Origin of the sequence: Winogradskyella rapida (genome assembly GCF_042675845.1) — a bacterium.
Taxonomy (GTDB): Bacteria; Bacteroidota; Bacteroidia; order Flavobacteriales; family Flavobacteriaceae; genus Winogradskyella; species Winogradskyella rapida.
This window is the reverse complement of the sequence record NZ_JBHTKM010000063.1, coordinates 1,428,500-1,450,758: the sequence shown is the minus strand read 5'-3', so window position 1 is coordinate 1,450,758 and position 22,259 is coordinate 1,428,500. Positions and strand designations below refer to the sequence as shown.

At 37.4% G+C, this 22,259-nt stretch carries 17 protein-coding genes; 2 read left to right on the top strand and 15 right to left on the bottom strand.

What is annotated here, in order from left to right:
- Window positions 1-129: 129 nt before the first annotated feature.
- Window positions 130-1,821: an ABC transporter ATP-binding protein gene (locus ACFQ13_RS13555; RefSeq protein ID WP_386118232.1), complete on the bottom strand. Its 1,692-nt coding sequence runs from the start codon at window positions 1,819-1,821 to the stop codon at window positions 130-132.
- A gap of 166 nt (window positions 1,822-1,987) precedes the next feature.
- Here ACFQ13_RS13555 and ACFQ13_RS13550 point away from each other — a divergent pair, with 166 nt between their 5' ends.
- Complete coding sequence (locus ACFQ13_RS13550; protein WP_386118230.1) at window positions 1,988-5,737, top strand: S8 family serine peptidase; 3,750 nt, start codon at window positions 1,988-1,990, stop codon at window positions 5,735-5,737.
- A 55-nt stretch (window positions 5,738-5,792) separates the two neighbouring features.
- On the opposite strand, the gene ACFQ13_RS13545 is transcribed toward ACFQ13_RS13550, so the two are convergent.
- The 7 genes from ACFQ13_RS13545 to hemB form a co-directional block, all read right to left on the bottom strand.
- Window positions 5,793-6,506, bottom strand: coding sequence for a 3'-5' exonuclease (locus ACFQ13_RS13545; protein WP_386118227.1), 714 nt, complete (start codon window positions 6,504-6,506; stop codon window positions 5,793-5,795).
- Between the two features lie 50 nt (window positions 6,507-6,556).
- Window positions 6,557-7,708, bottom strand: a complete 1,152-nt coding sequence (locus ACFQ13_RS13540) for a serine hydrolase domain-containing protein (protein WP_386118224.1) — start codon at window positions 7,706-7,708, stop codon at window positions 6,557-6,559.
- A 197-nt stretch (window positions 7,709-7,905) separates the two neighbouring features.
- Complete coding sequence (locus tag ACFQ13_RS13535; protein ID WP_386118222.1) at window positions 7,906-8,379, bottom strand: methylated-DNA--[protein]-cysteine S-methyltransferase; 474 nt, start codon at window positions 8,377-8,379, stop codon at window positions 7,906-7,908.
- Window positions 8,379-9,515 carry a CNNM domain-containing protein gene (locus tag ACFQ13_RS13530; protein WP_114308018.1) on the bottom strand — a complete coding sequence of 379 codons (1,137 nt, stop codon included), beginning with the start codon at window positions 9,513-9,515 and terminating at the stop codon, window positions 8,379-8,381. Before ACFQ13_RS13530 ends, ACFQ13_RS13535 begins: the two co-directional genes overlap by 1 nt.
- Before the next feature lie 225 nt (window positions 9,516-9,740).
- On the bottom strand, window positions 9,741-10,634 hold the full coding sequence (locus ACFQ13_RS13525) for a hypothetical protein (protein ID WP_386118220.1): 894 nt from the start codon (window positions 10,632-10,634) through the stop codon (window positions 9,741-9,743).
- Between the two features lie 7 nt (window positions 10,635-10,641).
- Entirely contained in the window at window positions 10,642-11,049 is a 408-nt protein-coding gene (locus ACFQ13_RS13520; protein ID WP_386118218.1) for an Lrp/AsnC family transcriptional regulator, read from the bottom strand.
- Between the two features lie 98 nt (window positions 11,050-11,147).
- Window positions 11,148-12,140 carry a porphobilinogen synthase gene (hemB, locus tag ACFQ13_RS13515; protein WP_386118217.1) on the bottom strand — a complete coding sequence of 331 codons (993 nt, stop codon included), beginning with the start codon at window positions 12,138-12,140 and terminating at the stop codon, window positions 11,148-11,150.
- Between the two features lie 132 nt (window positions 12,141-12,272).
- Here hemB and ACFQ13_RS13510 point away from each other — a divergent pair, with 132 nt between their 5' ends.
- Window positions 12,273-14,909 (top strand): DEAD/DEAH box helicase family protein, encoded by a 2,637-nt coding sequence (locus ACFQ13_RS13510; RefSeq protein WP_386118216.1) that lies wholly within the window; start codon window positions 12,273-12,275, stop codon window positions 14,907-14,909.
- A 54-nt stretch (window positions 14,910-14,963) separates the two neighbouring features.
- Here the strand turns inward: ACFQ13_RS13510 and ACFQ13_RS13505 are convergent, their stop codons facing one another.
- The 7 genes from ACFQ13_RS13505 to ACFQ13_RS13475 form a co-directional block, all read right to left on the bottom strand.
- A complete protein-coding gene (locus tag ACFQ13_RS13505; RefSeq protein WP_386118215.1) occupies window positions 14,964-15,350 on the bottom strand; it encodes a YchJ family protein in 387 nt (128 codons plus the stop codon).
- A gap of 527 nt (window positions 15,351-15,877) precedes the next feature.
- Window positions 15,878-16,780 carry an oxygen-dependent coproporphyrinogen oxidase gene (gene hemF, locus ACFQ13_RS13500; RefSeq protein WP_386119458.1) on the bottom strand — a complete coding sequence of 301 codons (903 nt, stop codon included), beginning with the start codon at window positions 16,778-16,780 and terminating at the stop codon, window positions 15,878-15,880.
- A gap of 277 nt (window positions 16,781-17,057) precedes the next feature.
- Complete coding sequence (locus ACFQ13_RS13495) at window positions 17,058-17,372, bottom strand: transposase (RefSeq protein WP_386118213.1); 315 nt, start codon at window positions 17,370-17,372, stop codon at window positions 17,058-17,060.
- A gap of 287 nt (window positions 17,373-17,659) precedes the next feature.
- Window positions 17,660-18,430 carry an EI24 domain-containing protein gene (locus ACFQ13_RS13490; protein WP_386118212.1) on the bottom strand — a complete coding sequence of 257 codons (771 nt, stop codon included), beginning with the start codon at window positions 18,428-18,430 and terminating at the stop codon, window positions 17,660-17,662.
- A 241-nt stretch (window positions 18,431-18,671) separates the two neighbouring features.
- Window positions 18,672-19,703: a uroporphyrinogen decarboxylase gene (hemE, locus tag ACFQ13_RS13485; RefSeq protein ID WP_386118210.1), complete on the bottom strand. Its 1,032-nt coding sequence runs from the start codon at window positions 19,701-19,703 to the stop codon at window positions 18,672-18,674.
- A gap of 1 nt (window position 19,704) precedes the next feature.
- Window positions 19,705-20,421, bottom strand: coding sequence for a potassium channel family protein (locus ACFQ13_RS13480; RefSeq protein ID WP_114308009.1), 717 nt, complete (start codon window positions 20,419-20,421; stop codon window positions 19,705-19,707).
- 31 nt (window positions 20,422-20,452) lie between these two features.
- Window positions 20,453-22,204: a TrkH family potassium uptake protein gene (locus ACFQ13_RS13475; RefSeq protein WP_386118207.1), complete on the bottom strand. Its 1,752-nt coding sequence runs from the start codon at window positions 22,202-22,204 to the stop codon at window positions 20,453-20,455.
- Between the last annotated feature and the right edge of the window lie 55 nt (window positions 22,205-22,259).

Sequence of the window (22,259 nt, the reverse complement as noted above, 5' to 3'; positions counted from 1 at the left end):
ATACCGCTTATGAAACCTACATCAAATCTACCAGAACCTACTTTAATGGAAAGTCAAGATTTTTCATTAATGGAAAACACTTTCGAGTTCGTCTCAAAAGTATTTAAATTAACTAAAAAAGTATTCATGCTATAAACCTTTAGGAATAGCATGAATTAACTTTTTAGTATAAGCTTTTTTCGGAGCAGCATAAATCTCATCTGCATCTCCAATTTCTTCAATTTTACCTTTATTCATAACCAATAACTGATCGGCCATATATTTGACAACGGCTAAATCGTGCGAAATAAAGATATAGGTAAATCCAAATTGCGTTTTTAAAGTATTTAAGAGGTTTAAAACCTGAGCTTGAACCGATATGTCTAAAGCAGATACCGATTCGTCACAAATAATAAGCTGAGGTTCTAAGGCAATCGTTCTTGCAATTCCCACACGCTGACGTTGTCCTCCAGAGAATTCATGCGGATAACGGTCAAAAGCATCAGCATCAAGCCCTACTTTTTCTAATAAGCTTAAAACTTTTTCTTTTCGGTCTTTAGAAGAACGGCCAATACCGTGAACCTTCATGGGTTCTAAAATTGCATTTCCTACGGTAAGTCTTGGGTTTAAGGATGCAAAAGGATCTTGAAAAATGATCTGAATGTCTTTTCGCATTCGGCGCATTTCCGAAGTGCTCAATTGGGTAATATCTTGGCCTTTATAACGTATTTGCCCAGAACTCGCCTTATCTAATTGTAAAATGGCATTCCCTAAAGTCGATTTCCCGCAACCCGATTCGCCAACCAAACCTAAAGTCTCCCCAGGGTAAACTTTAAAACTCACCCCATCTACGGCATTAAAAGGTTCAGCTTTAGAAAACCATCCGGCCTTTGAAAGATAGGTTTTTGTAACATCGATCACCTCCAATAACGGGGACTGTTGGTATAGGGTTTTATGATGTTCCGCCCGTTCTTCAGAAGACACGATGCGTGTCGCTACCTTTTGATGCATAAAATCTGAAATGGTAGGAAGTTGTTCTAAGCGTACCTCGGTAGATGGTCGTGCGCCAATTAAAGCCTTTGTATAGTTATGTTTTGCTGCTGTAAAAATAGTATGAGTGCGACCTTGTTCTACAATATCACCTTTATACATCACCAAAACCCGATCTGCTAATTCTGAAACTAAAGATAAATCATGAGAAATGAATAGAATACTCATTTTAGTTTCCGTTTGTATGCTTTTCAGTAATTCTAATATTTCTTTTTGTACGGTAACATCCAAAGCTGTTGTTGGTTCATCGGCAATGAGTAATTTAGGCTTACAAGCGATGGCCATAGCAATCATTACACGCTGTTTTTGTCCGCCAGAAATTTCATGAGGATAAGCTTTGTAGAGTCGTGATGGATTGGGCAACTTTACCTTATCAAATAGTTGAAGAACTTCCGTTTTTAAATCGGATGATGATAAATTTGTATGTTGCTTTAAGATTTCTTCAACTTGCTGCCCGCAACGCATAGACGGATTTAAAGAACTCATAGGTTCTTGAAAAATCATGGCAATGTCTTTACCACGTATCTGTTGAAAAGCATTTTCAGGGAGGTTCACGAGATCCCGACCTTCAAAAATAATCTTACCCGAGGTAATTTTAGAGATCGCCTTTGGGAGTAATCCCATAAGGGCTAAAGAGGTAATCGATTTTCCTGATCCTGACTCGCCGACAACGGCAACAATTTCATTTTCATTAATATAAAAGGAGCTGTTGTTAATAATTTGCTTTTCAACCTGCTCTTTATAAAATGAAATATTTAAAGCTTCAACCTGAAGTAAATGTGTATTCTCCATAAGTAAATGTAGTTATTTTCTTCAATACTGCTGTGGTAAAACCGTAAACTTCAAATTATGGCTGTTTTTCATCGAAAACGCCCATTTATTTTTGTTCTTCTTAACAATATTTTAATAGTTTTAAGAGAATTAAAGCAATTTTAACCCTATAAAATTATCAATTTTTATGAAAAACAATTACTTTATTGCTTTTTGTGTAATTTTAGTCATGTTGGTCGTTCTTCCGACATCTGCACAAACAAAAGCTCAGAAAGAACAGATTATAAGCCGTTATAATCTTGAAGCGCTTCAGGATTTATCCAAACAGTTTGAGTCTAAAACTAAAGTGGAAAAAGCCGTAGCACAGCAAATGGCCATGACTAATGGTTGGCCATTAGTAATCGAAAAAGAGGGCACTTATATGGAACTTCAAAAAGTATCTTCTGAAGGGCGTCCTATTTATTACCGCACCTTTAATGTGGCCGCGGCAAAATCGACTAGAGCAGATCATTTAAATTCTGGAGGATCGCTAGGCTTAAGTTTAGACGGTCTTAATATGACGGCCCACGTTTGGGATGGAGGTTTAGCTCGAAGTTCGCATCAAGAATACGATGGTGCAGGGGGTAATAATCGCTTTTCAATCGGCGATGGCACTTCTACCTTACATTATCACTCGGCTCATGTTACCGGAACAATCATAGCGTCTGGTGTTGTGGCTAATGCAAAAGGAATGGCACCAAAAGCCAAAGCGGTAGGTTATGATTGGAATAGTGATACCTCTGAAGCTACAACAGCCGCAGCTAATGGGATGTTAATTTCTAACCACTCTTATGGTTATGCTGCAAGAAATTCTGCCGGACAAGCCCAATTACCAAGTTATTATTTTGGTGGTTATATCACCGATTCTAGAGATTGGGATGAGATTATGTTTAATGCGCCTTACTATTTAATGGTGGTAGCAGCAGGAAATGATGGAGCCGATAACTCAGCAAATAGCGCTCCTTTAGATGGGAATTCGTCTTATGATAAATTGTCGGGACATGCCACGGCAAAAAATAATATCGTTGTGGCCAATGCTAACGATGCTAATATTGATGCCAACGGAAATTTAATTAGTGTTACCATAAATAGCAGTAGTAGTGAAGGTCCTACAGACGATTATAGAATTAAACCAGATATTACTGGAAATGGAACCTCTGTTTATTCTACTTACGAATCTAGTGATACGGCGTACAACAGTATTACTGGAACCTCAATGGCATCACCTAATGTGGCGGGTTCTTTATTGTTATTACAAGAGCATGCTCAAAACCTCCAAGGAAGTTATTTAAGAGCAGCGACTTTAAAAGGATTGGCCTTACACACTGCAGATGATGCCGGATCTAATGGACCCGATGCTATTTATGGTTGGGGACTTATGAATACAAAACGTGCTGCGGAAGCTCTGTCTGCTAATGGAGGTGCTTCAAAAATTGAAGAATTAACCTTAAGTAATGGTCAAACTTACCAAATTACTGTAGATGCAGATGGGATAAACGACTTATACGCTTCAATTTCATGGACCGATAGAGCTGGGACAGCCACAACGACCGCCAATAGCAATACAGCCGTTTTAGTTAATGACTTAGATATTAGAGTTGCTAAAGGCGGTACTAGCTATTCGCCATGGCGATTAACAGGAGTGACGACTAATGGAACAGGAGATAATACAAAAGATCCTTACGAACGTGTAGAGGTGGCTAATGCTTCGGGTACCTATACCATAACAGTGAGTCATAAAGGTAGCCTTACAGGAGGAAGTCAGAATTTCTCTTTAATTGTTACCGGTTTGTCTAGTGCGCCAATAGTTTGTAATGCCACCACACCAACAGGACTTTCTGTAGATGGTTTTGGTTCTAATTCAGCAAGCATATCTTGGGATGCTGTACCAGGAGCGACTTATGAGTTAAGATATCGCGAAGTGGGAACATCGTCATGGGTGACTTCAACGGTGGCTTCAACGTCTACTTCAATTTCAGCATTATCGCCAGAAACGACGTATGAGGCGCAAGTGAAAAGTCTTTGTGATGATAATACAAGCTCGGCGTATTCTAGTCTTGTAAACTTTACCACCACAGAGGTACAACTTAATTATTGTGCCTCTAGCAGTAGTAATGTTAATGATGAATTTATAAGTCGAGTGCAATTAGGAAGTATTGATAATGCGTCTTCAGCCCAATTTTATTCAGACTTTACCAATGTGTCTACAGATTTAACTGAAGGTGAAACTTATACCATTACCGTAACACCAACTTGGACAGGTACTTCTTATGCTGAAGGCTATGCCGTATGGATTGATTATAACCACGATGGTGATTTTTCAGATTCAGGAGAACAAGTTTGGTCACAATCGGCCACGCAAACCACTCCGGTTAGTGGTACGTTTACGGTGCCTTCAGGAACCTACTCCGGAGCCACAAGACTACGTGTTTCTATGAGTTATAATGCGGTACCAACAGCTTGTGAGTCCTTTACTTATGGTGAAGTTGAAGATTATACGGTTAACCTCTCGGGAAGTGCAGCAGATACAACTGCTCCGGTGTTGAGTTTAATAGGCGCTTCGTCTATAGACTTAGAAGTTGGAGATACTTATAACGAATTGGGAGCTACGGCAACCGACGATCGTGACGGTGATTTAACCGCGAGCATTGTAGTTACAGGTACGGTGAATACTAATACAGCCGGAACTTATACAAAATATTATAATGTGAGTGATGCGGCTGGCAATGCGGCCACTGAACTAACAAGAACAATAATAGTTACTGAGCCTGCTTCTGGTACAGCTTGTACTAATGGAATTGCAACTTTTCCGTATTCAGAAAGTTTTGAAAATACTTTAGGCGCATGGTCTCAGAGTACAAGTGACGATTTTAATTGGGCCCTTCAAAGTGGAAGTACAGCCTCTAGTAATACCGGTCCTTCTAGTGCCGATACAGGAAGCTATTATATTTACATGGAAGCATCATCTCCTAATTATGCCACGAAGCGTGCTATTTTAAACTCACCTTGTTTTGATTTAAGTGCAGAGACTCAAGCGACTTTCGCATTTAAATATCATATGTATGGTGCTTCTGAAATGGGAAGTTTAGCCTTAGAATTAAGTCTTGATGATGGAGCCTCTTGGAGCAGCGTTTGGAGTGCTTCTGGAAATCAAGGAAACTCTTGGTTGTCTGCTAGTGTAGACCTATCCGCTTATGTTGGGCAGACCATTCAATTACGATTTAATGGGGTTACAGGGACCACTTGGCAAGGCGATATGGCGGTAGATGCTGTTAATTTATTAACTGAAGCAGGCTCTGGAGCAACCTGTGCTGAGGTTTCTTTAGCCTTAACGTTTGATAATTACCCAGAAGAAACGGCTTGGAGTCTTGTTGATGCATCCGGATCTACAGTAGCCTCTGGAGGAACTTATGGCAGTCAAGCTGATGGTTCTACTATAAATATAGATATGGGTTGTTTAGAAATAGGCTGTTACGATTTTATAATTACTGATGCGTATGGCGATGGTATTTGCTGTTCTTATGGTAATGGTTCTTATACCTTAACCAATACCGATTCTGGAGTCGTTTTAGCGTCTGGTGGCTCTTTTACGAGTTCTGAAACCACAAATTTTTGCTTAGGAAGTGGGAATGCTAATTTTGATATTTCTTCAGTAAGTATAGCTGATAATCCAAACCAATTTTTTAAATTACATCCCAATCCAGTAAATGACATACTCCATATAGAATTGGCCGGTTTTGAAGCACAAACCTACGAAATTCATAATATGCTAGGACAGACCGTTGCTAAAGGTAGATATACCTCTAAGATTGATGTTTCTAAGTTTGATAACGGTGTCTATATATTACAATTAAACATTGGTGAAAAAACCAAAGTAAAGAGATTTGTTAAGCAGTAATATCTTAATAAATTAGTTAAAGGTGAAAAGTCCAAATTTTAAATTTGGACTTTTTTTATACGTGAATAATTTCGTGTTCCTGAAGCAATTGATCGCCACGTAATCTGAGAAATATTTGGGCTACTGCAATGGTATCTTTTTCACAGTAAACTACAATACGCTCTATTTCTTTCGTTTTATAATAAACGTCGTAAACTTCACTGCCATCAATATCATCCTTTGGTGATGGGATGCCTAAAACATTGGTGAGTAATTTTAAGGAGGTATAGGTTTTGTAATCGCCAAACTTCCATAGCTCTAAAGTGTCTAAGTGCGGAACTTCCCATGGCTTTTTACCAAAGAGATCGAGTTTATTAGGCAATTCAATATGATGAATAATCATACGTCTAGCGATATAGGGAAAATCGAATTCCTTACCATTATGGGCGCAAAGTAAATACTTTTGCTCTTGGTAATGGGTATTTAATAAGGTCTTAAAATCGTTTAAGATTTTTACTTCATCTCCATAAAAGGAGGTAACTCTAAATTGCCTGACCTCGTCCTCCATTTTAATATAGCCTACAGAAATACAAACAATTTTACCAAACTCTGCCCATATACCGGCCCGGTCATAGAATTCTTCAGCACTGTATTCTTCTTTGCGCTGGTAGCGCGATTTAGCATCCCAAAGGGCTTGTTTGGTAGGGTCTAAATCCGAATAATGTGCGGTCTCTGGTACGGTTTCTATATCTAAAAATAGAATGTTTTCAAGATTGAGTTTACTGATCATAAGCGGTAATTTAAGTCCTTCTATAAACCTCTAAACCAAAGCTTAGGTCTTTAGGGATTCATCATGGCATAAGCTTCATCTATAAAGGTGTAAAAATCGGGTGAGTGGGCATCGCCTTTTGCTTTTGCAACGGTATGTCCAAGTCTTACTATAATGACATCATCTTCAGGAATTACAATAACGTATTGCCCTAAATGACCACGCATATAAAAAATAGATTTATTATTACGTTCGGCTAACCACCAACCGTATCCGTACATTTTTCCATTTTCAAAACGAGGTTTTACCGATTTGGCGACAAACGTAGAGTCTAGGATTTGTTTTCCGTTCCACTTGCCGTGGTTTTTAAAAAGTTTACCGTAACGTGCAAAATCTTTAGCGTTACTGGCAATACAGCAATAGGCTTTTACTAAATCGTGATCGTCACTATCTACTTGCCATAGGGTTTCGTTTTCTGAGCCTAAAGGTTTCCAAAAGCTTTCTTCAAAATAGTCATAGAGTTTTTTGCCACTGGCTTTTTCAATAACCATAGCGAGCATTTGCGTATCGCCACTAGCATATTTAAAACTCTGTCCAGGTTCAGTTTCCATTTCTAAGCCATTAATAACTTTGGCTAAATCATCATCAAAATAAGCGCGTGTGGTTATAGATAATGGCGAATAGTAGGCCTCATCCCAATTGGTTCCAGAACTCATACTAGACAAATCGCCAACCGTCATTTTTGCAGCAAGGCCTTCGCAAAATTCAGGAAGGAAATCGCAAACCGGTTGGTCTAAACTTTTTATATAGCCATCTTGAACGGCTTTTTGCATTAATCCTGACACATAACTCTTGGCCATTGAAAAACTATTGGATTTAGAATCTTCAGTAAAACCATCGTAATAGTTTTCAAACCAAACGCTGTCATTTTTTATAATAACATAAGCGATACTTCCAGAGGACTCGTGGAGCGCGGTAAGGGTTTTCGTTTCTGTAGCGATGTTATAATCCTGATGTTTTGGCCAAGGCTGTACGTTTGAAGGCGCTGCTATATTTTGGTTATCAAATTTTTGATAATCTTCTAAATAGGCCGTTTTATGCCCATTCATATAAATGGTGCGTACGGCTTTAAGGAGGTAATCGGTGTCTGTAATGTATAAAGTAGCGACGAGCAGTATAAGGAGTAGGCCTAGAATTTTAAACGTGTTCTTTATGTATTTCATTAACAATAGTAGTTAGTTAGTGGGCAGATGATGAGGCCTTTTAAATCTAAAATTGGTTTTAGATCTCGAAAGGCTTAGACTAAAAATAGCAATTATATTTTGGTTTTCAATACTAAGGGTGTGGATTTTAGCACGGCTAGCGGTCTAATGCTTAGAAAAGGAATTGGTGTAAAGGCCGAAAATAGTGTTATAAATGCCTAAAATAAGGATTGTTGTTTATTGGGGTTTTCGTGGTTCAGTAGCCATTGTTTGCGGTACAGGCCACCGGCATAGCCCGTTAAACTTCCGTCGCTTCCAATAACTCTATGGCAGGGAATGATAATCCAAAGTGGATTTTTTCCGTTGGCATTGGCTACAGCTCTAATGGCTTTAGGGTCGCCTAATTGTTTTGAAAGTTCTAGGTAAGACAGGGTTTTACCTGCAGGTATATTTTGAAGTAAGGCCCATACTTTTTTCTGAAAGACGGTTCCTTTAGGATTTAATTTAAGCTGAAATTCTTTACGTTCGCCATTAAAATAGGCTTCTAATTGGGTTACACAGTCTTGAAGCTCTAAGGGTATAATTGCTGAGGTTTGTACGTCTGAATTTAATACGCGGACTTCAGAGATTCCGTCGCTGTCCCCAACAATTTTGGTGATGCCTAAGGGCGAATTAATATAGCAAAAAGCCATTACAGGTCTTTCGGATCCGTATCTGTAGTCGGGATTTCTTCAAGAATACCTAATTTTTTCGCTCTAGATTCCCAGCTTTTTCGTGCTAAGGATTGTAAATCTGAAACGTTATCACTTTCGTCCATAATTTCAAGTCCAAGAAGGGTTTCAATAACATCTTCCATAGTAACAATACCACTTACAGAACCGTATTCGTCAACCACTAAAGCCATATGGTTACGGCTTTCAACTAATTTTTCAAACAATTTAGGAATAGGAAGATTTCGTTCAATAACGATAATATTTCTTTTCAGTTCTGAAAGCTTTACAGAGCCATGATCTAAAGCCATTTCTTTAAAAACTTCATCTTTTAAGACCAAACCTTGAATGTTATCTGCATCTTCAGAAAAAATAGGAATTCGGCTAAACCTCAGGTTCATGTTTTCTTCGAAGAATTGTGCTACCGTCATGTTTTCATTTACGGTTTTCATGACCGTTCTTGGGGTCATCACATCCTTCGCAAAAACTTCCTTAAAGGTGAGTAGGTTTTTTATAATTTTACTTTCGTTTTCCTCAAAAACACCTTCTTCATGAGCGATTTCTGCCATTGCAGCAAAGCTTTCTCGGTTAAGTACACTTCCGTGACCTTTACCTCCAATAAGTTTTGTAGTGAGCTGTAAAAGCCATAAAATACCCGTATATTTTAAAGGGAAAATTAAGACGTTAAGCGCTTTCGCTGTAAAATTAGCTAATTGTTTCCAGTAGGTCGCACCAATGGTTTTCGGAATAATTTCCGAAGCCACTAAAATAAGAATGGTCATTACGGTAGAGACTAATCCGACCATAACATCTTCTGTAAGATTAATACCTAGAATGCTTCTTTGCGTTGATCCGTAAAGTTCGGCATAAGCGACTTTTGCTTGTACCCCTACTAAAATAGCTCCAACAGTATGAGCAATCGTATTTAAGGTAAGAATGGCAATTAACGGACGGTCTACGTCTTGCTTTAAGTCTTCTAAAGTCACCGCATAGGCTTTGCCTTCTTTCTTTTTAATATTGATAAAAGTAGGCGTTAAGCTTAACAGCACAGCTTCTAAAACAGAACATAGAAAGGAGAAAAAAACAGATATAATAGCGTAAAAAATGAGTAGGCCCATTAATAGATAAAAATTTTAGTTATGGCTAAGTTACAAAATGAATGTGGAATAGTCGCCTAATTTTTGCTTATCAGAAATAGCCTTCATGTTTCGCCGTCTTTCTAATTGGGATTTAAGAAATTAAAATAGGGGAAACTTAATGTAAAAAAAGGCTAAGGTCTTTTACTTCTTAGGCAGAATGCGGTTTTGAAATTCAGAATCTAAAATGAAACGATTTAGCGTGTTTTAATCTACTTTGATGTATTGCTTTTGTTCTTTGATATGGATAAATGTTCCATTTTTATATTCAAATGCACCTTTGTAAGCATAGACCGAATCAATCTGACAACAATAGGAAAAATCTGTGGCATACTGGTACCTCAGTCTTTGAGATTTTGGGTCATAGGTTAGATCCTGTTTGTTGGTAATAAAATGTTCTTGAGACAAGACGAGTTTTCCGGTAGGATTGTAAAGGCTGTCACTCTGAATGTCCCCATATTTCGGGTATTTATAATGGAAGCGTTGGTAGTCTATACCAGAATCTTCAAAGGCTATTAAGGTTGCTGATTTAGTAGTTTCAGAATAAACGGATGCCGGCCTACCAAAACTACTTTCTAGAACAAGATATTTCCCATCGGGCATCACCGCTATAGTTTCCACATCTTTAAACTGTAGGTTATAGAGTGGGGAGTCCTTAGTACGTAAAATTTTTGAAATCCAATACGGGTTGCAATACGCTCCCCAAGACTCACCACGACCCACAAAAATTTTAAATTTATGATCTGGAGAGGCATAGACCCGACCCACAGAAATGCCTTTAATGCCATCAGTACTAGCCGATAACAATTGCTGAAGTTCTAGGTTTGAAAGCGCTGTATTTACCGTGTCTAAGACGGTAAAAGCGTCTTTTCGCCATAGCTGTAGCAACTCTAAAGAGTCTTGATAAGTGAGGTTTATGTTAGAATGAATGGTCTTAAAAGGATAGTCTGCTAATGGATCTGTTTTGTGGTTTTTATCCTCCTTTTCACTAGAGTTTGCTGTAGAAGTAAGGTTTTGAATTTCTGATTTAGGCTGTTCTTTACAGCTAAAACATAAACTTAAGATCAGGACAATTAATAGTGTTTTTCTAATAGCGGTCATAACATGCTTAAGTTTCTAAAATTATGCTAGTATTCGGAACGCCGTATTGCGAAATCCGTTCTAAAAAGGTAATTAGGGCTTTGTTATCCTTGAAAAAGCCTAAAATACACAAGCTGTCTTCACCGGTAATTCGGTCGCAACGTTCTACTTCCTTAATGGGTTTAATTTGGTTGTAGGCTGTTCTTATGGTGCTCGATTGGTGAATTTTTAAATTGATATACGCTCTAACGCTGACGCCTAATTTATCATGGTTAAGGCGTAAAGAATAGCCTTCAATAATGCCATTTTTTTCCAGCTGTTTTACGCGTTTTCCAACCGCCGGAGCCGATAAATCTACCGCTTTTCCTAATGTAGAAAATGCTTCGCGCGCATTGACACGAAGCATTTCTATAATTTTTTGATCAATACTGTCCATTTTTGGTTTCGAAATTGTTTTGAGTCTTATTCAAACGATTCATAACCAAATATAATGAAAAAGTATGTATTGTAAACCACTAATTCGTAGTGTATTGACTAGTCGTTTAAGATTTTAACCACATCCTTAGCAAAATAAGAAGTAATAATATCGGCACCAGCACGCTTAAAAGCCATCGTGGTTTCTAGCATAACCTGATCGTGATTTAACCAGCCTTTTTCTGCAGCTGCTTTAATCATGGCGTATTCACCAGAGACTTGATACACGGCCACAGGCACATCGACTTCATTTTTAATGTCTCTTAAAATATCGAGATAAGAAAGCCCTGGTTTAACCATTACAATATCGGCACCTTCTTCAATATCTATTAAAGTTTCTCTAACGGCTTCAATTCGGTTACCAAAATCCATTTGGTAGGTTTTTTTGTCTTTTGGGACATCAACTAAATCCACAGGTGCAGAATCAAGAGCATCGCGAAAAGGGCCATAAAACGAAGACGCATATTTGGCGGTATAAGCCATAATACCTGTGTTTTTAAAGCCTTCTTGTTCTAATAATTGACGCATTTGTAACGTTCTTCCATCATTCATATCGCTAGGCGCTACAAAATCAGAACCCGCTTGAGCGTGTGTTAAGGCCATTTTTGCAAGTACTTCGGCCGATTCGTCATTAATAATCATCCCGTTTTGTACAATACCATCGTGGCCAACGGAAGAATAAGGGTCTAGCGCAACATCCGTCATTACTATCATATCCGGACAAGCATTTTTTACCGTTTTAATAGCACGTTGCATCAGTCCATCTGGGTTTAATGCTTCTGTTCCTTTATTATCTTTTAAATTATCCGGAACTTTTACAAAGAGTAACACTGCTTTTAAACCTAAGCTCCATAATTCTTTCACTTCATTTTCAAGTAAATCTAAACTGTACCTAAAATAGTTGGGCATAGATGGAATTTCATCTTTTACGCCCTTGCCTTCAACCACAAAAAGTGGTACTAAAAAATCATTTGGTGTAATGTAGTTTTCTCTAACTAAACTTCTAATAGCCGCGTTAGTTCTTAGTCTTCTATTTCTTCGTAATGGAAACATGATGATGTGTTTTAGACTTGTTAGGCGTTGTGCTGAAGTTAATTCAGTATCTAAAACCTGACAGGTTTTTATGTATGAGGATTATGATTACTTTTATGAAATACAAAGTTAACGATTTAAACCCATTTCTGAGTGCTCAAATCCCTAGATGATTTAGAATTTATTTTTCCTTGGCGCAGCTATCAGGCTGAACTTTTAAAGCATTTTAATAGCCATATTGCAGACAACCATTTTCACGTGATTGCACCACCTGGTTCAGGAAAAACCATTTTAGGATTAGAGATTGTTAGGAAGCTAGGAAAGAAAACATTGGTGTTGGCGCCCACATTGACCATTAGAAACCAATGGGAAAGCAGATTGCAGTCTTTTTTTACGAAAGAGGCCCATTTTGAAGCTTTTTCTTTCGATTTAAAAGCGCCGAGCGACATTACATTTTCTACTTATCAATCGTTACATGCCTTTTATAAGACGTTTGAAGACAAAAACGACTACTACCAATTCTTTAAAACCCATCACATTGAAACCTTAGTTTTGGATGAAGCGCATCACTTAAAAAATGCCTGGTGGAAATGCTTAATGGATTTAAAACAGAATTCTGAATTTTACATTGTGGCGCTCACAGCAACACCTCCTTATGATAGCAGTAGAGCAGAGGTGTCTAAATATTTTACGCTTTGTGGCGAGGTAGATGATGAAATTGCGGTTCCGGATTTGGTACGTGAAGGCGATTTAAGTCCGCATCAAGATTTCGTATACTTCTCAAAACCTGAGGATTTAGAGATAAATTTTATTGTTGATTTTAGACGCGATATTGCCGATTTTAAAGACGAAATAGTAAAGGATGAAACCTTCATTAATTTTTTAATAGAACACCGTTTTTATAAAAACCCGAATTGGCATTTAGACGAACTTTATGCGAATACCGAATATTTTTCGGCTATTCTTATCTTTTTATACGCTTGTGGTTTTGAAATTGACCATCACAAATTAGAAGTTTTAGGCTTTGATAAGCAAGAACTGATTCAGTTTCCTGAACTCGATTTACATTGGTTGGGCATTTTATTTCAGCACATTCTAGTTAGTGATAGAGAACAATTAATTGAACAGGAAGACTACGTTGCTGCTTTAGAAAAACGCCTCAGACGACTTCATGTTTTTGAACGAAATTCAGTCGATTTTATAGGGGAACAACGGCTTTATAAATCCCTTTCAAACAGTCCGAGTAAATTAAAAAGCATCGTAAGTATTGTAAATGCCGAACGTAAGAGTTTAAAACGCGATTTAAGATGTGTGATTCTTACAGATTATATTCGGAAGGAATTCTTAACGGTTAAAGACGCTGAAATAGAACATATCGATAAAATTGGCGTGCTTCCTATTTTTCAATACATAAGGCAGTATTGCGAAAAACCTGAAGATTTAGCAGTGCTTTCAGGAAGTATCGTTATTATTCATCACTCTATTTTAAGGCATTTTGAGGTGATTAAAACTTTAGATAATTTTTCATTTTCGCCCTTACAAATCGATGAATCTTTTGTGTTGGTCACACCAAAAGGAAAATCGAAAAATTCTATTGTAAGCATTCTCACCCAACTTTTTGAAGCAGGTTATATCAGAGTTCTTATCGGCACAAAATCGTTATTAGGTGAAGGTTGGGACGCACCCTCCATTAACAGTTTAATTCTGGCCTCATTCATAGGCTCGTTTGTGTCGTCTAATCAAATGCGAGGTCGCGCGATTCGGAAAGATGCCAATGCACCAAAAAAAACAGGAAATATTTGGCATTTGGCCTGTGTGGACCCCACGGTTTTAGATGGTGGTAAAGAGGTGGATACCTTAAAACGACGTTTCGAAGCTTTTGTGGGTGTCACCAACAGTACCATTCCGTTTATTTCAAATGGTTTTGAACGTTTAAATATTCCTGATGAGATTCCTGTGGACTCTATTGATACTTTAAATGAATCTACATTAGAAGTGGCCACCAAACGGATTTTAATTACCGAAAAATGGAATAATGCCATTGGGAAAGGTACTAAATTAACCAAGGAAGTTAAGATTCTACATCAAGGCAAACGCCCTTATAAACGCCAACAGCAAATCTATTATTTTGATGTGCTTCGGTTTTTTGTGGTGGAATTGCTATTTACCATGTTGCTCTTTTATGTTGAGTTTGTAGCTCAAAGTTTTCATCTCATCTTACAGCGTGGTGTTTTCTATTTTATATATGCGCTTTTAGCCGCCTCTGTTGGTGTTTTTGGCTATAAACTTTACAAAGCGGTAAAATTATACTTGCGTCATGGTTACCTCTATAAAAAGATTGGAAAAATGGGATTAGCCATTCTCGATACCTTAGATGATTTAGGCTATATCACTTCGGGTAGAGCTAGTATAAACGTGAATTCTTATGTCTTAGGAAAAGGTGATGTGGTGTGTAATTTGGTTGGTGCCAATGCGCTTGAAAATTCCTTATTCGCAAAAGCCTTAAGTGAACTTATAGAACCTGTGGATTCACCACGATATTTAATCATAAAAACCAGCTTCTTTAGAAAGCGTTTTGATGTTGAAAATTTTTATCCGGTTCCGGAGTTATTTGGTGATAAAAAAGGCAATGCCTTAGTGTTTCAAAAGCACTGGAAACATTATTTAGGGAAAAACAAATTGGTGTTTACACGAAGCGTTGAAGGCCGAAAACTGCTTTTAAAAGCACGATTGTTTCATGTGTATAATGCGTTTAAGGACGTGACTAAAGAGGTTCTGGTTTGGAAGTGATAAGTTAGACCTGCAAGGTTTTTAAAACCTGCTAGGTCAGTTTTGAGGTTTTTGCTATCGACTCAAGCCTAAGTAAAACCACTGCCCATCCTCTTTTACAAAAGCCGATTTTTCATGGATGACATCTACTTTTCCGTTTTCAAAGAAATAAGCGTTAAAGGTGACGGTGCCTTCAATATCGTTTTTGGTGCCTTTTGAAGTGTCTAAGATTTCCAGTTTAATCCATTGCACCGATTTGGCCCATTTTACAATGGCTTTTTTCTCTTTTATTGGTCGTGTGGATTGGTGATGTGTGGCCATTAAATAATCGCCATCGGCAAGAACAAAAGCGGAATATCTAGAACGCATAAGTTGTTCGGCAGTGTCTGTTTTTCCGTTGTTACGATGGAAAACTTCACAGCAGTCTTGGTAGGTTTTGGTCGTTCCGCAGTAGCAATTCATGGTTGTTCGTTTATACTCAGAACTTAGACCTGCTAGGTTTTTAAAACCTGCAAGGTCTAGGTCTGGTCTGTTTAAGTTATATCTGATCTACAGGTTTTTGTAATACCTTAATTCTTTTTTCTTCTTCGCTTCCAGCTTCTGGCTGTAAATCCGTTGCACTTGTATGGGTATGCTTATTAGGATACGTTCAATACATCTCTTGGTTTTTAATCTAATCTAAATGAGGTGCGATTGTCGTGTTCGAGATTGTGAGACCTGCTAGGTTTTTAAAACCTGCTAGATCTGGTCTGTTTTAGGTTGTGTCTGATCTACAGGGTTTTGTAATACTTTAATTCGTTTTTCTTCTTCGCTTCCTGCTTCTGGCTGTAAATCCGTTGCACTTGTGTGGGTAAGCTTATTAGGATACGTTCAATACGTCTCTTGGTTTTTAATCTAATCTAGATAAGGTGCCTTTGTCGTGTGCGAGATTGTGAGACCTGCTAGGTTTTTAAAACCTGCAAGGTCTAGGTCTAGGTCTGAAGGTCTAATTATACCCAATCTACAGGGTTTTGTAACACTTTAATTAGTTTCTCTTCTTCGCTTCCTGCTTCTGGATGGTGGTCGTACACCCATTGCACATGTGGTGGTAAGCTCATTAGGATACTTTCAATACGACCGTTGGTTTTTAATCCGAATAAGGTGCCTTTATCATGTACGAGATTAAATTCAACATAACGACCTCTTCTTATTTCTTGCCAATCGCGTTGTGCTTTGCTGTAATCTAAGGCTTTTCGTTTTTCAACTATAGGTACATAAGCTTCTAAGAAACTATCACCAACTTCGGTGACAAAATCGTACCAGTTTTGCATGCTCATCTCAGCAGTAGCTTTGCAGTAATCAAAGAATAAACCACCTAAGCCACGGCCTTCATTTCGGTGTGCGTTATAAAAATACTCATCGCAACGGGCTTTGTATTTTGGGTAGAATTCTGGATTATGTTTATCGCAAGCCGTTTTACAGGTTTGATGGAAGTGTTTGGCATCGTCTTCAAACAAATAATAAGGCGTTAGGTCTTGTCCGCCACCAAACCACTGGTCTACAATATTACCGTCCTTATCATACATTTCAAAATAACGCCAATTCGCATGAACGGTTGGTACCATTGGGTTTGTTGGGTGTAAGACTAAGCTTAGTCCACAAGCAAAGAAATCGGCGTCTTCTACACCAAAGTATTTTTGCATAGAGTCTGGTAATTTGCCGTGAACACCAGAGATATTGACGCCCCCTTTTTCAAAAACGTTACCGTTTTCTATAACGCGTGTTCGTCCGCCACCACCTTCTGGGCGTTCCCAAATATCTTCTTGAAACTTGGCTTTGCCATCTACTGCTTCAAGTTTTGAGGTTATACTGTCTTGTAGCTGATGTATGTAGTTGAAGAATTTGTCCTTCATTGAAGACCTCGCGGGTTTTTCAAACCCAGCAGGTCTAGAATCATCGTATTCCATATGTAGTGCGTCCGTTGTATTTTTGTTATGTGTTATATTGAAGTTTTTCAAGTCATCAAAAAGCCCAATACTATAAGATTTCTTCTCACTAATTAATGTAGTGTTTTCAGTACTGTATAATTTAAAAGAGGAAAACTCATAAGATTTAAAATCTTCAACAATATTATGATTTTCTGGATTTCTATGTATATATAAAATGAGTTGTTTTAAATAATTTTCATCTTTAACCTGTTTTCTTTTTAAATGGTCTTTCAAATAAGGCCCCTGTTCTAGAATTCTGCTTGTTGTAAGCTTTGGTATAGGCATTAAATAAATTAGAAAATGCTTGATTAACGTCTTTAGTGTCTGCCGTAACTTCTATAGCAAAATGAAAATGATTATTGAGTAGACAGTAAGCTAGGATATTAACTTTTGGAATGAGGTATTTCTCAACAAGCTTGAGAAAATAAGACATATTATTGGCGTCTTGAAATACAGTTTCACTATTGATTTCACGATTGTAAATATGATAGTAATTGTCTTTTTTTAGTAATTCCATTTTATTACGGATTTAGTCTTGTGTTGTGAGCGTGAACAAGACCTGCTAGGTTTTAAAAACCTGCTAGGTCAGGTTTGAGTGTACTCATTTGGTGGCTAAATATTAAGTGTAAAGTACTATTTTGTTATTTGAACGTTTAATTTAGTAATTCTAGTTTATTAGGGATTTAGTCTTGTGTGTTGTAAGCTTGATCAAGACCTGCTAGGTTTTTAAAACCTGCTAGGTCAGGTCAGAAATCACAGATTTTCCATGCCTCTCCATTATGGATTGGATTAAATTCGAAACCGTCAAATTGCATTTTTAAGTGTATTTGTGGTTGAGCTTTCGTTTTTTAAAAGGTTAACCGTGCTTATAGAAGCTGCCGTAACACTGAGAGGTAAAACTAAAATGACACCCACTACAGGAATTAATAAAAAGAGCATAAATACAATACCGTTACCAATGGCAACGCCTTTATTTTTTCTAATAAACTGTATACTTTCTCGGTATTTAAAGTGGCGTTCTAAAGTGTAATCCATATTACCAAAACCCGCATAGTAGGCTTGTAATGAAAACAATAAAATGGTAGAAAATATATTGACAATAGGTATAAACTTCAGTAGTAATAATGGGATCGTGAATAAAAGTTCTTTTCCTAAGTTTCTAATATTTATACGAATACCGCGCCATAATTGGCCTTGAAATGTGGTGTTTCTATGGCTGTGGTTTTCTACTCCTGTGAGGTGGGCTTCAATTTTTTCTGAAACCGGACTCATAAATGGCGCAGAAAGGGCCATAATAATGTGTTTGTATAAAATTAAACCAATGGCTAAAACGGCAATGGCACCAATAACTGTTGCAATGGAAGTGAAGGTTTCTTTTCCCCAGTCCCAAAACCATATTTTTGCTATAAAGCCCCCAACATTATCTGAAAACCCATAGGCCGAAATCCCAATAAGGGCTGCGGTTATAATGCTTATTATAATGGGGATAAAAAAGAATTTCCAGAGTTTTAATTCTGAAATTAATGTGAAACTATTTGCGTAAGCTTTTAAGCCGTTTAGGATGTTTTTAACCATAGTCTATGTTTTAAAGCCTAGCCTTGCGTTAGCGATTGAACGGTTTGTTTGAGCTCCTCGCAGAGAGCGAGCCGTGAAAGCGCGACCTACTTTTTTGTACTTATATGTTGCAATTTATAAGAAATTGTTACTCAAAAAAGTAGGTAACGCCCAAATAATTTATAAGGTGATTCCGGTTAATGGAAACGCTAATTCACTTATTATCTGGTTTTAGCTAAGCCGTTTATTGCTTTTAAAACGCTTATGACGGGCTTTGGTACTCTTTTACAGCATCTATAAATGCCTTAGCATGGTCTAATGGAATGTTAGGTAGAATACCATGACCAAGATTAACGATATACTTATCTTTTCCGAAGTCGTTAATCATCTGAGTCACCATCTTTTTGATTTCTGCAGGTGGCGAAAATAATCGCGTAGGATCAAAATTACCTTGAAGGGTGATATTGCCTCCGGTTAAATAACGTGCGTTTCTAGCAGAGCAGGTCCAATCAACCCCTAAAGCAGAAGCCCCCGATTTTGCCATGGTATCTAAAGCAAACCAACAGCCTTTTCCAAAAGCGATTACTGGTGCGTCGTCTTTTAAAGCATCGATGATTTGTTGGATATATTGCCAAGAGAATTCTTGATAATCTACTGGCGATAACATACCACCCCAAGAGTCAAAAACTTGCACTGCATTACAACCTGCTTTTACTTTTTCTTTTAAGTAAGCAATGGTCGTGTCTGTAATTTTTTGCAATAAGCCATGTGCCGCAATAGGATTTGTAAAACAAAACTCTTTTGCTTTATCAAAGTTTTTAGAACCTTGACCTTGTACACAGTAACAAAGAATAGTCCAAGGCGAACCAGCGAAACCAATTAACGGAATCTCGTCGTTTAGTTTTTCTTTAGTGGCTTTTATAGCTTGGTAAACATAGTCTAAAGCGTCTTTTACATCGGGAACAATAACATTATCGACGTCTTTTTGAGAACGAATAGGATTTGGTAAATAAGGGCCAAAATTAGGTTTCATTTGAACCTCAATATTCATAGCTTGTGGAATGACTAAGATATCTGAAAACAAAATGGCAGCATCCATACCGTAACGACGAATTGGTTGTACGGTAATTTCACTCGCTAATTCTGGTGTTTGGCAGCGTGTAAAGAAATCGTATTTGGCTTTGATTTCCATAAACTCAGGTAAATAACGTCCTGCTTGGCGCATCATCCAAACGGGCGGACGCTCTACAGTTTCACCTTTTAATGCTCTTAAAAATAAATCGTTCTTAATCATATTATATATTTTTATATCTTAAATCGTATTCTTCTTGTCCGGCACAATAATTCTCTATGTCTTTGTTGTTTCCGTAAACAACTAAAGTGTCATGTTCTAAAACTACGGTTTCCGAATTTATACGACCTATACTTTCTTTTATTATTCGTTTTTTACCAATTAAATTATGCGTTTCTCGCTCTCGTATAATAGTAATTAGTGTGAGTTTGTATTTGTTTGTGGTATCGAGTTCTTTTAAAGATTTATTGAAAAAATCCTTTTTAGCTTTTACTTCAGAAATCGTGAAATTATTATCTAACTGATAGTTTTCTAACGTCGATTTAAAGTTGATTTGCTGTGTGAGTCGTCTTGCAGAATCTTGTTCTGGGTGAATGATGCTGTTGACGCCCATGGCTTCTAAAACGGTATCGTGAATAGGTGATATAGCACGGCTAATGATCTTTACATCGCTCAATTTTTTAATAATCGCGGTGGTAATAATGGCTGCGCCTTCGTTTTCACCAATAGCCACAACAACTTTGTCGGCATCATTTAAAGGAACCGCATCATAGGCTAACTCATTGGTAGAGTCCATACAAATGGTATGGGACACTAAATCCTTTAATAAGTTGATTTTTTCCATGTCTCGGTCTATTGCAATGACTTCGTTGCCTGTTTCTGTAAGACTTAGTGCCAATGCATTTCCAAAATTTCCGAGTCCAATAACAATTACTTTCATCTGTATAAAAATTATGCCTTGTAAAACGACCTTAGTTAATTAAAATATTCTCTTTAGGGTACTCGTAAAACTGATGGTTGATTTGTTTTAATAAACCAATCATTAAGTTGAGCATTCCTATACGGCCAATAAACATGATGATAATAATAACATATTTACTCGCTTCTGTGAGTGTTGGTGTAAAATTTAAACTTAATCCTACTGTACTATAAGCCGAAAAACACTCAAAAACAACATTTAATATCGGGGTGTTTTTCGGTTCAAAAACTAATAAAGCCATAATAGCAATACCTATAACTATAAGTGAAATACTTAAAATAGCAAAGGCTCTAGAGGTTGATTGTGAGGAGATCCGTTTACCAAAAATCTCTATTCGCGTTTTTCCTCTAGCTACCGAAAAAATATTTAACGTCGCTAATGCAAAGGTACTTGTTTTTATACCACCACCGGTAGAGGCGGGTGAGGCTCCAATCCACATTAAAAAAATAACAAAAAGCAAGGACGGAACAGTCATTTGGCTATAGTCAATAACATTGAACCCTGCGGTTCTAGGGCTAACCGAATTAAAGGCCGCGTTAGTAAGCTTGCCTATAAGTGTGGTATGCTCTAACATGGTGTTGTTGTATTCTGAAATAAAGAAGACTAGCCAACCTGCAAGCAGTAAAATTATAGTGGTAAAGATGACAATTTTGGTATTTAGCGTGATGATGCTTACGCGTTTGTGTACCCCTTCAGGATCAAACAATTCAAGGAAGAAAATTTTTATTTTCTTATAGTAGTTAAAAATAATATTATGCCCAAGTCCGCCAAAGATAATGAGTAGCATTATAATCCATTGAAAACTATAATTAAAGCGAATGCTTTCTTCAAACAATCCAGAGGGTAATATTGAAAACCCAGCGTTACAAAAGGCAGAGATAGAGTGAAAAATAGAGAAGAAAATCTTATCCTTAATAATACTATTTTCTATAATGGTTGAATAAATAATGATGGCACCAATAAGCTCTAAGGAGATGGTGAAAATCACCACATTTAAGGCGGCACGAAACACATCTTTTAATCCATCTTGTGCAATAAAATCGCGGGTATTAAGGCCTTCTTTAAAAGAAGAACTTCCTCTAAAGAAAAAGGCGAAAAATGAGGTGAAGGTAAGAATACCCAATCCGCCTAATTGTATTAAAACAAGAATAATGGATTGCCCTATAATGGTAAAATCTTTACTGGTGTCTAAGACGGCTAAGCCAGTAACGCAAACCGAACTTGTAGCGGTAAATAAAGCGTTGGTAAAGCTTATGCCATGGCTTGTGGCACTGGGAAGCATTAATAAGAAAGCTCCTAAAATGGCGAGGATAAAAAAGCTTCCTACAAATACAATGGCAGGATTAAAATAGACCTCATAAATGTAGCGTACAAAAACTAGAAGCCGCAGAAGAAAGTAGAGAACGAGTCCGGATTCTAAAATCGGTTTTATTTTTTGAAATACAAAATGATAATCGTTATTAAGGTGGGTAAGCCCCACAAAAGTAGAGGCTAGGAGTAGCAGCGAGAGGATAACAATGTTTACCAGGGCTACTCTTTGGTTTTTTTTGTACTTGTAAACCGAAAGCTTAACCGCATTAAAAACGATTAATAATACGGAGAGTACAATTAAGCCGAAGACATGCGGTGTTGTAAAGTTATCGGTATGGTCAAAACCTAAATCGAAGACAATAAAGAACAATACAATAATATCGAAAAACCGATAAATGTAGTTGAGCACGGATTGTCTTTCTAGCTTTGACATTTAAATCCCAATGGTTTGTTTTAAGCCCCTTTAAATTAAAAAGGGGTGTGGAATA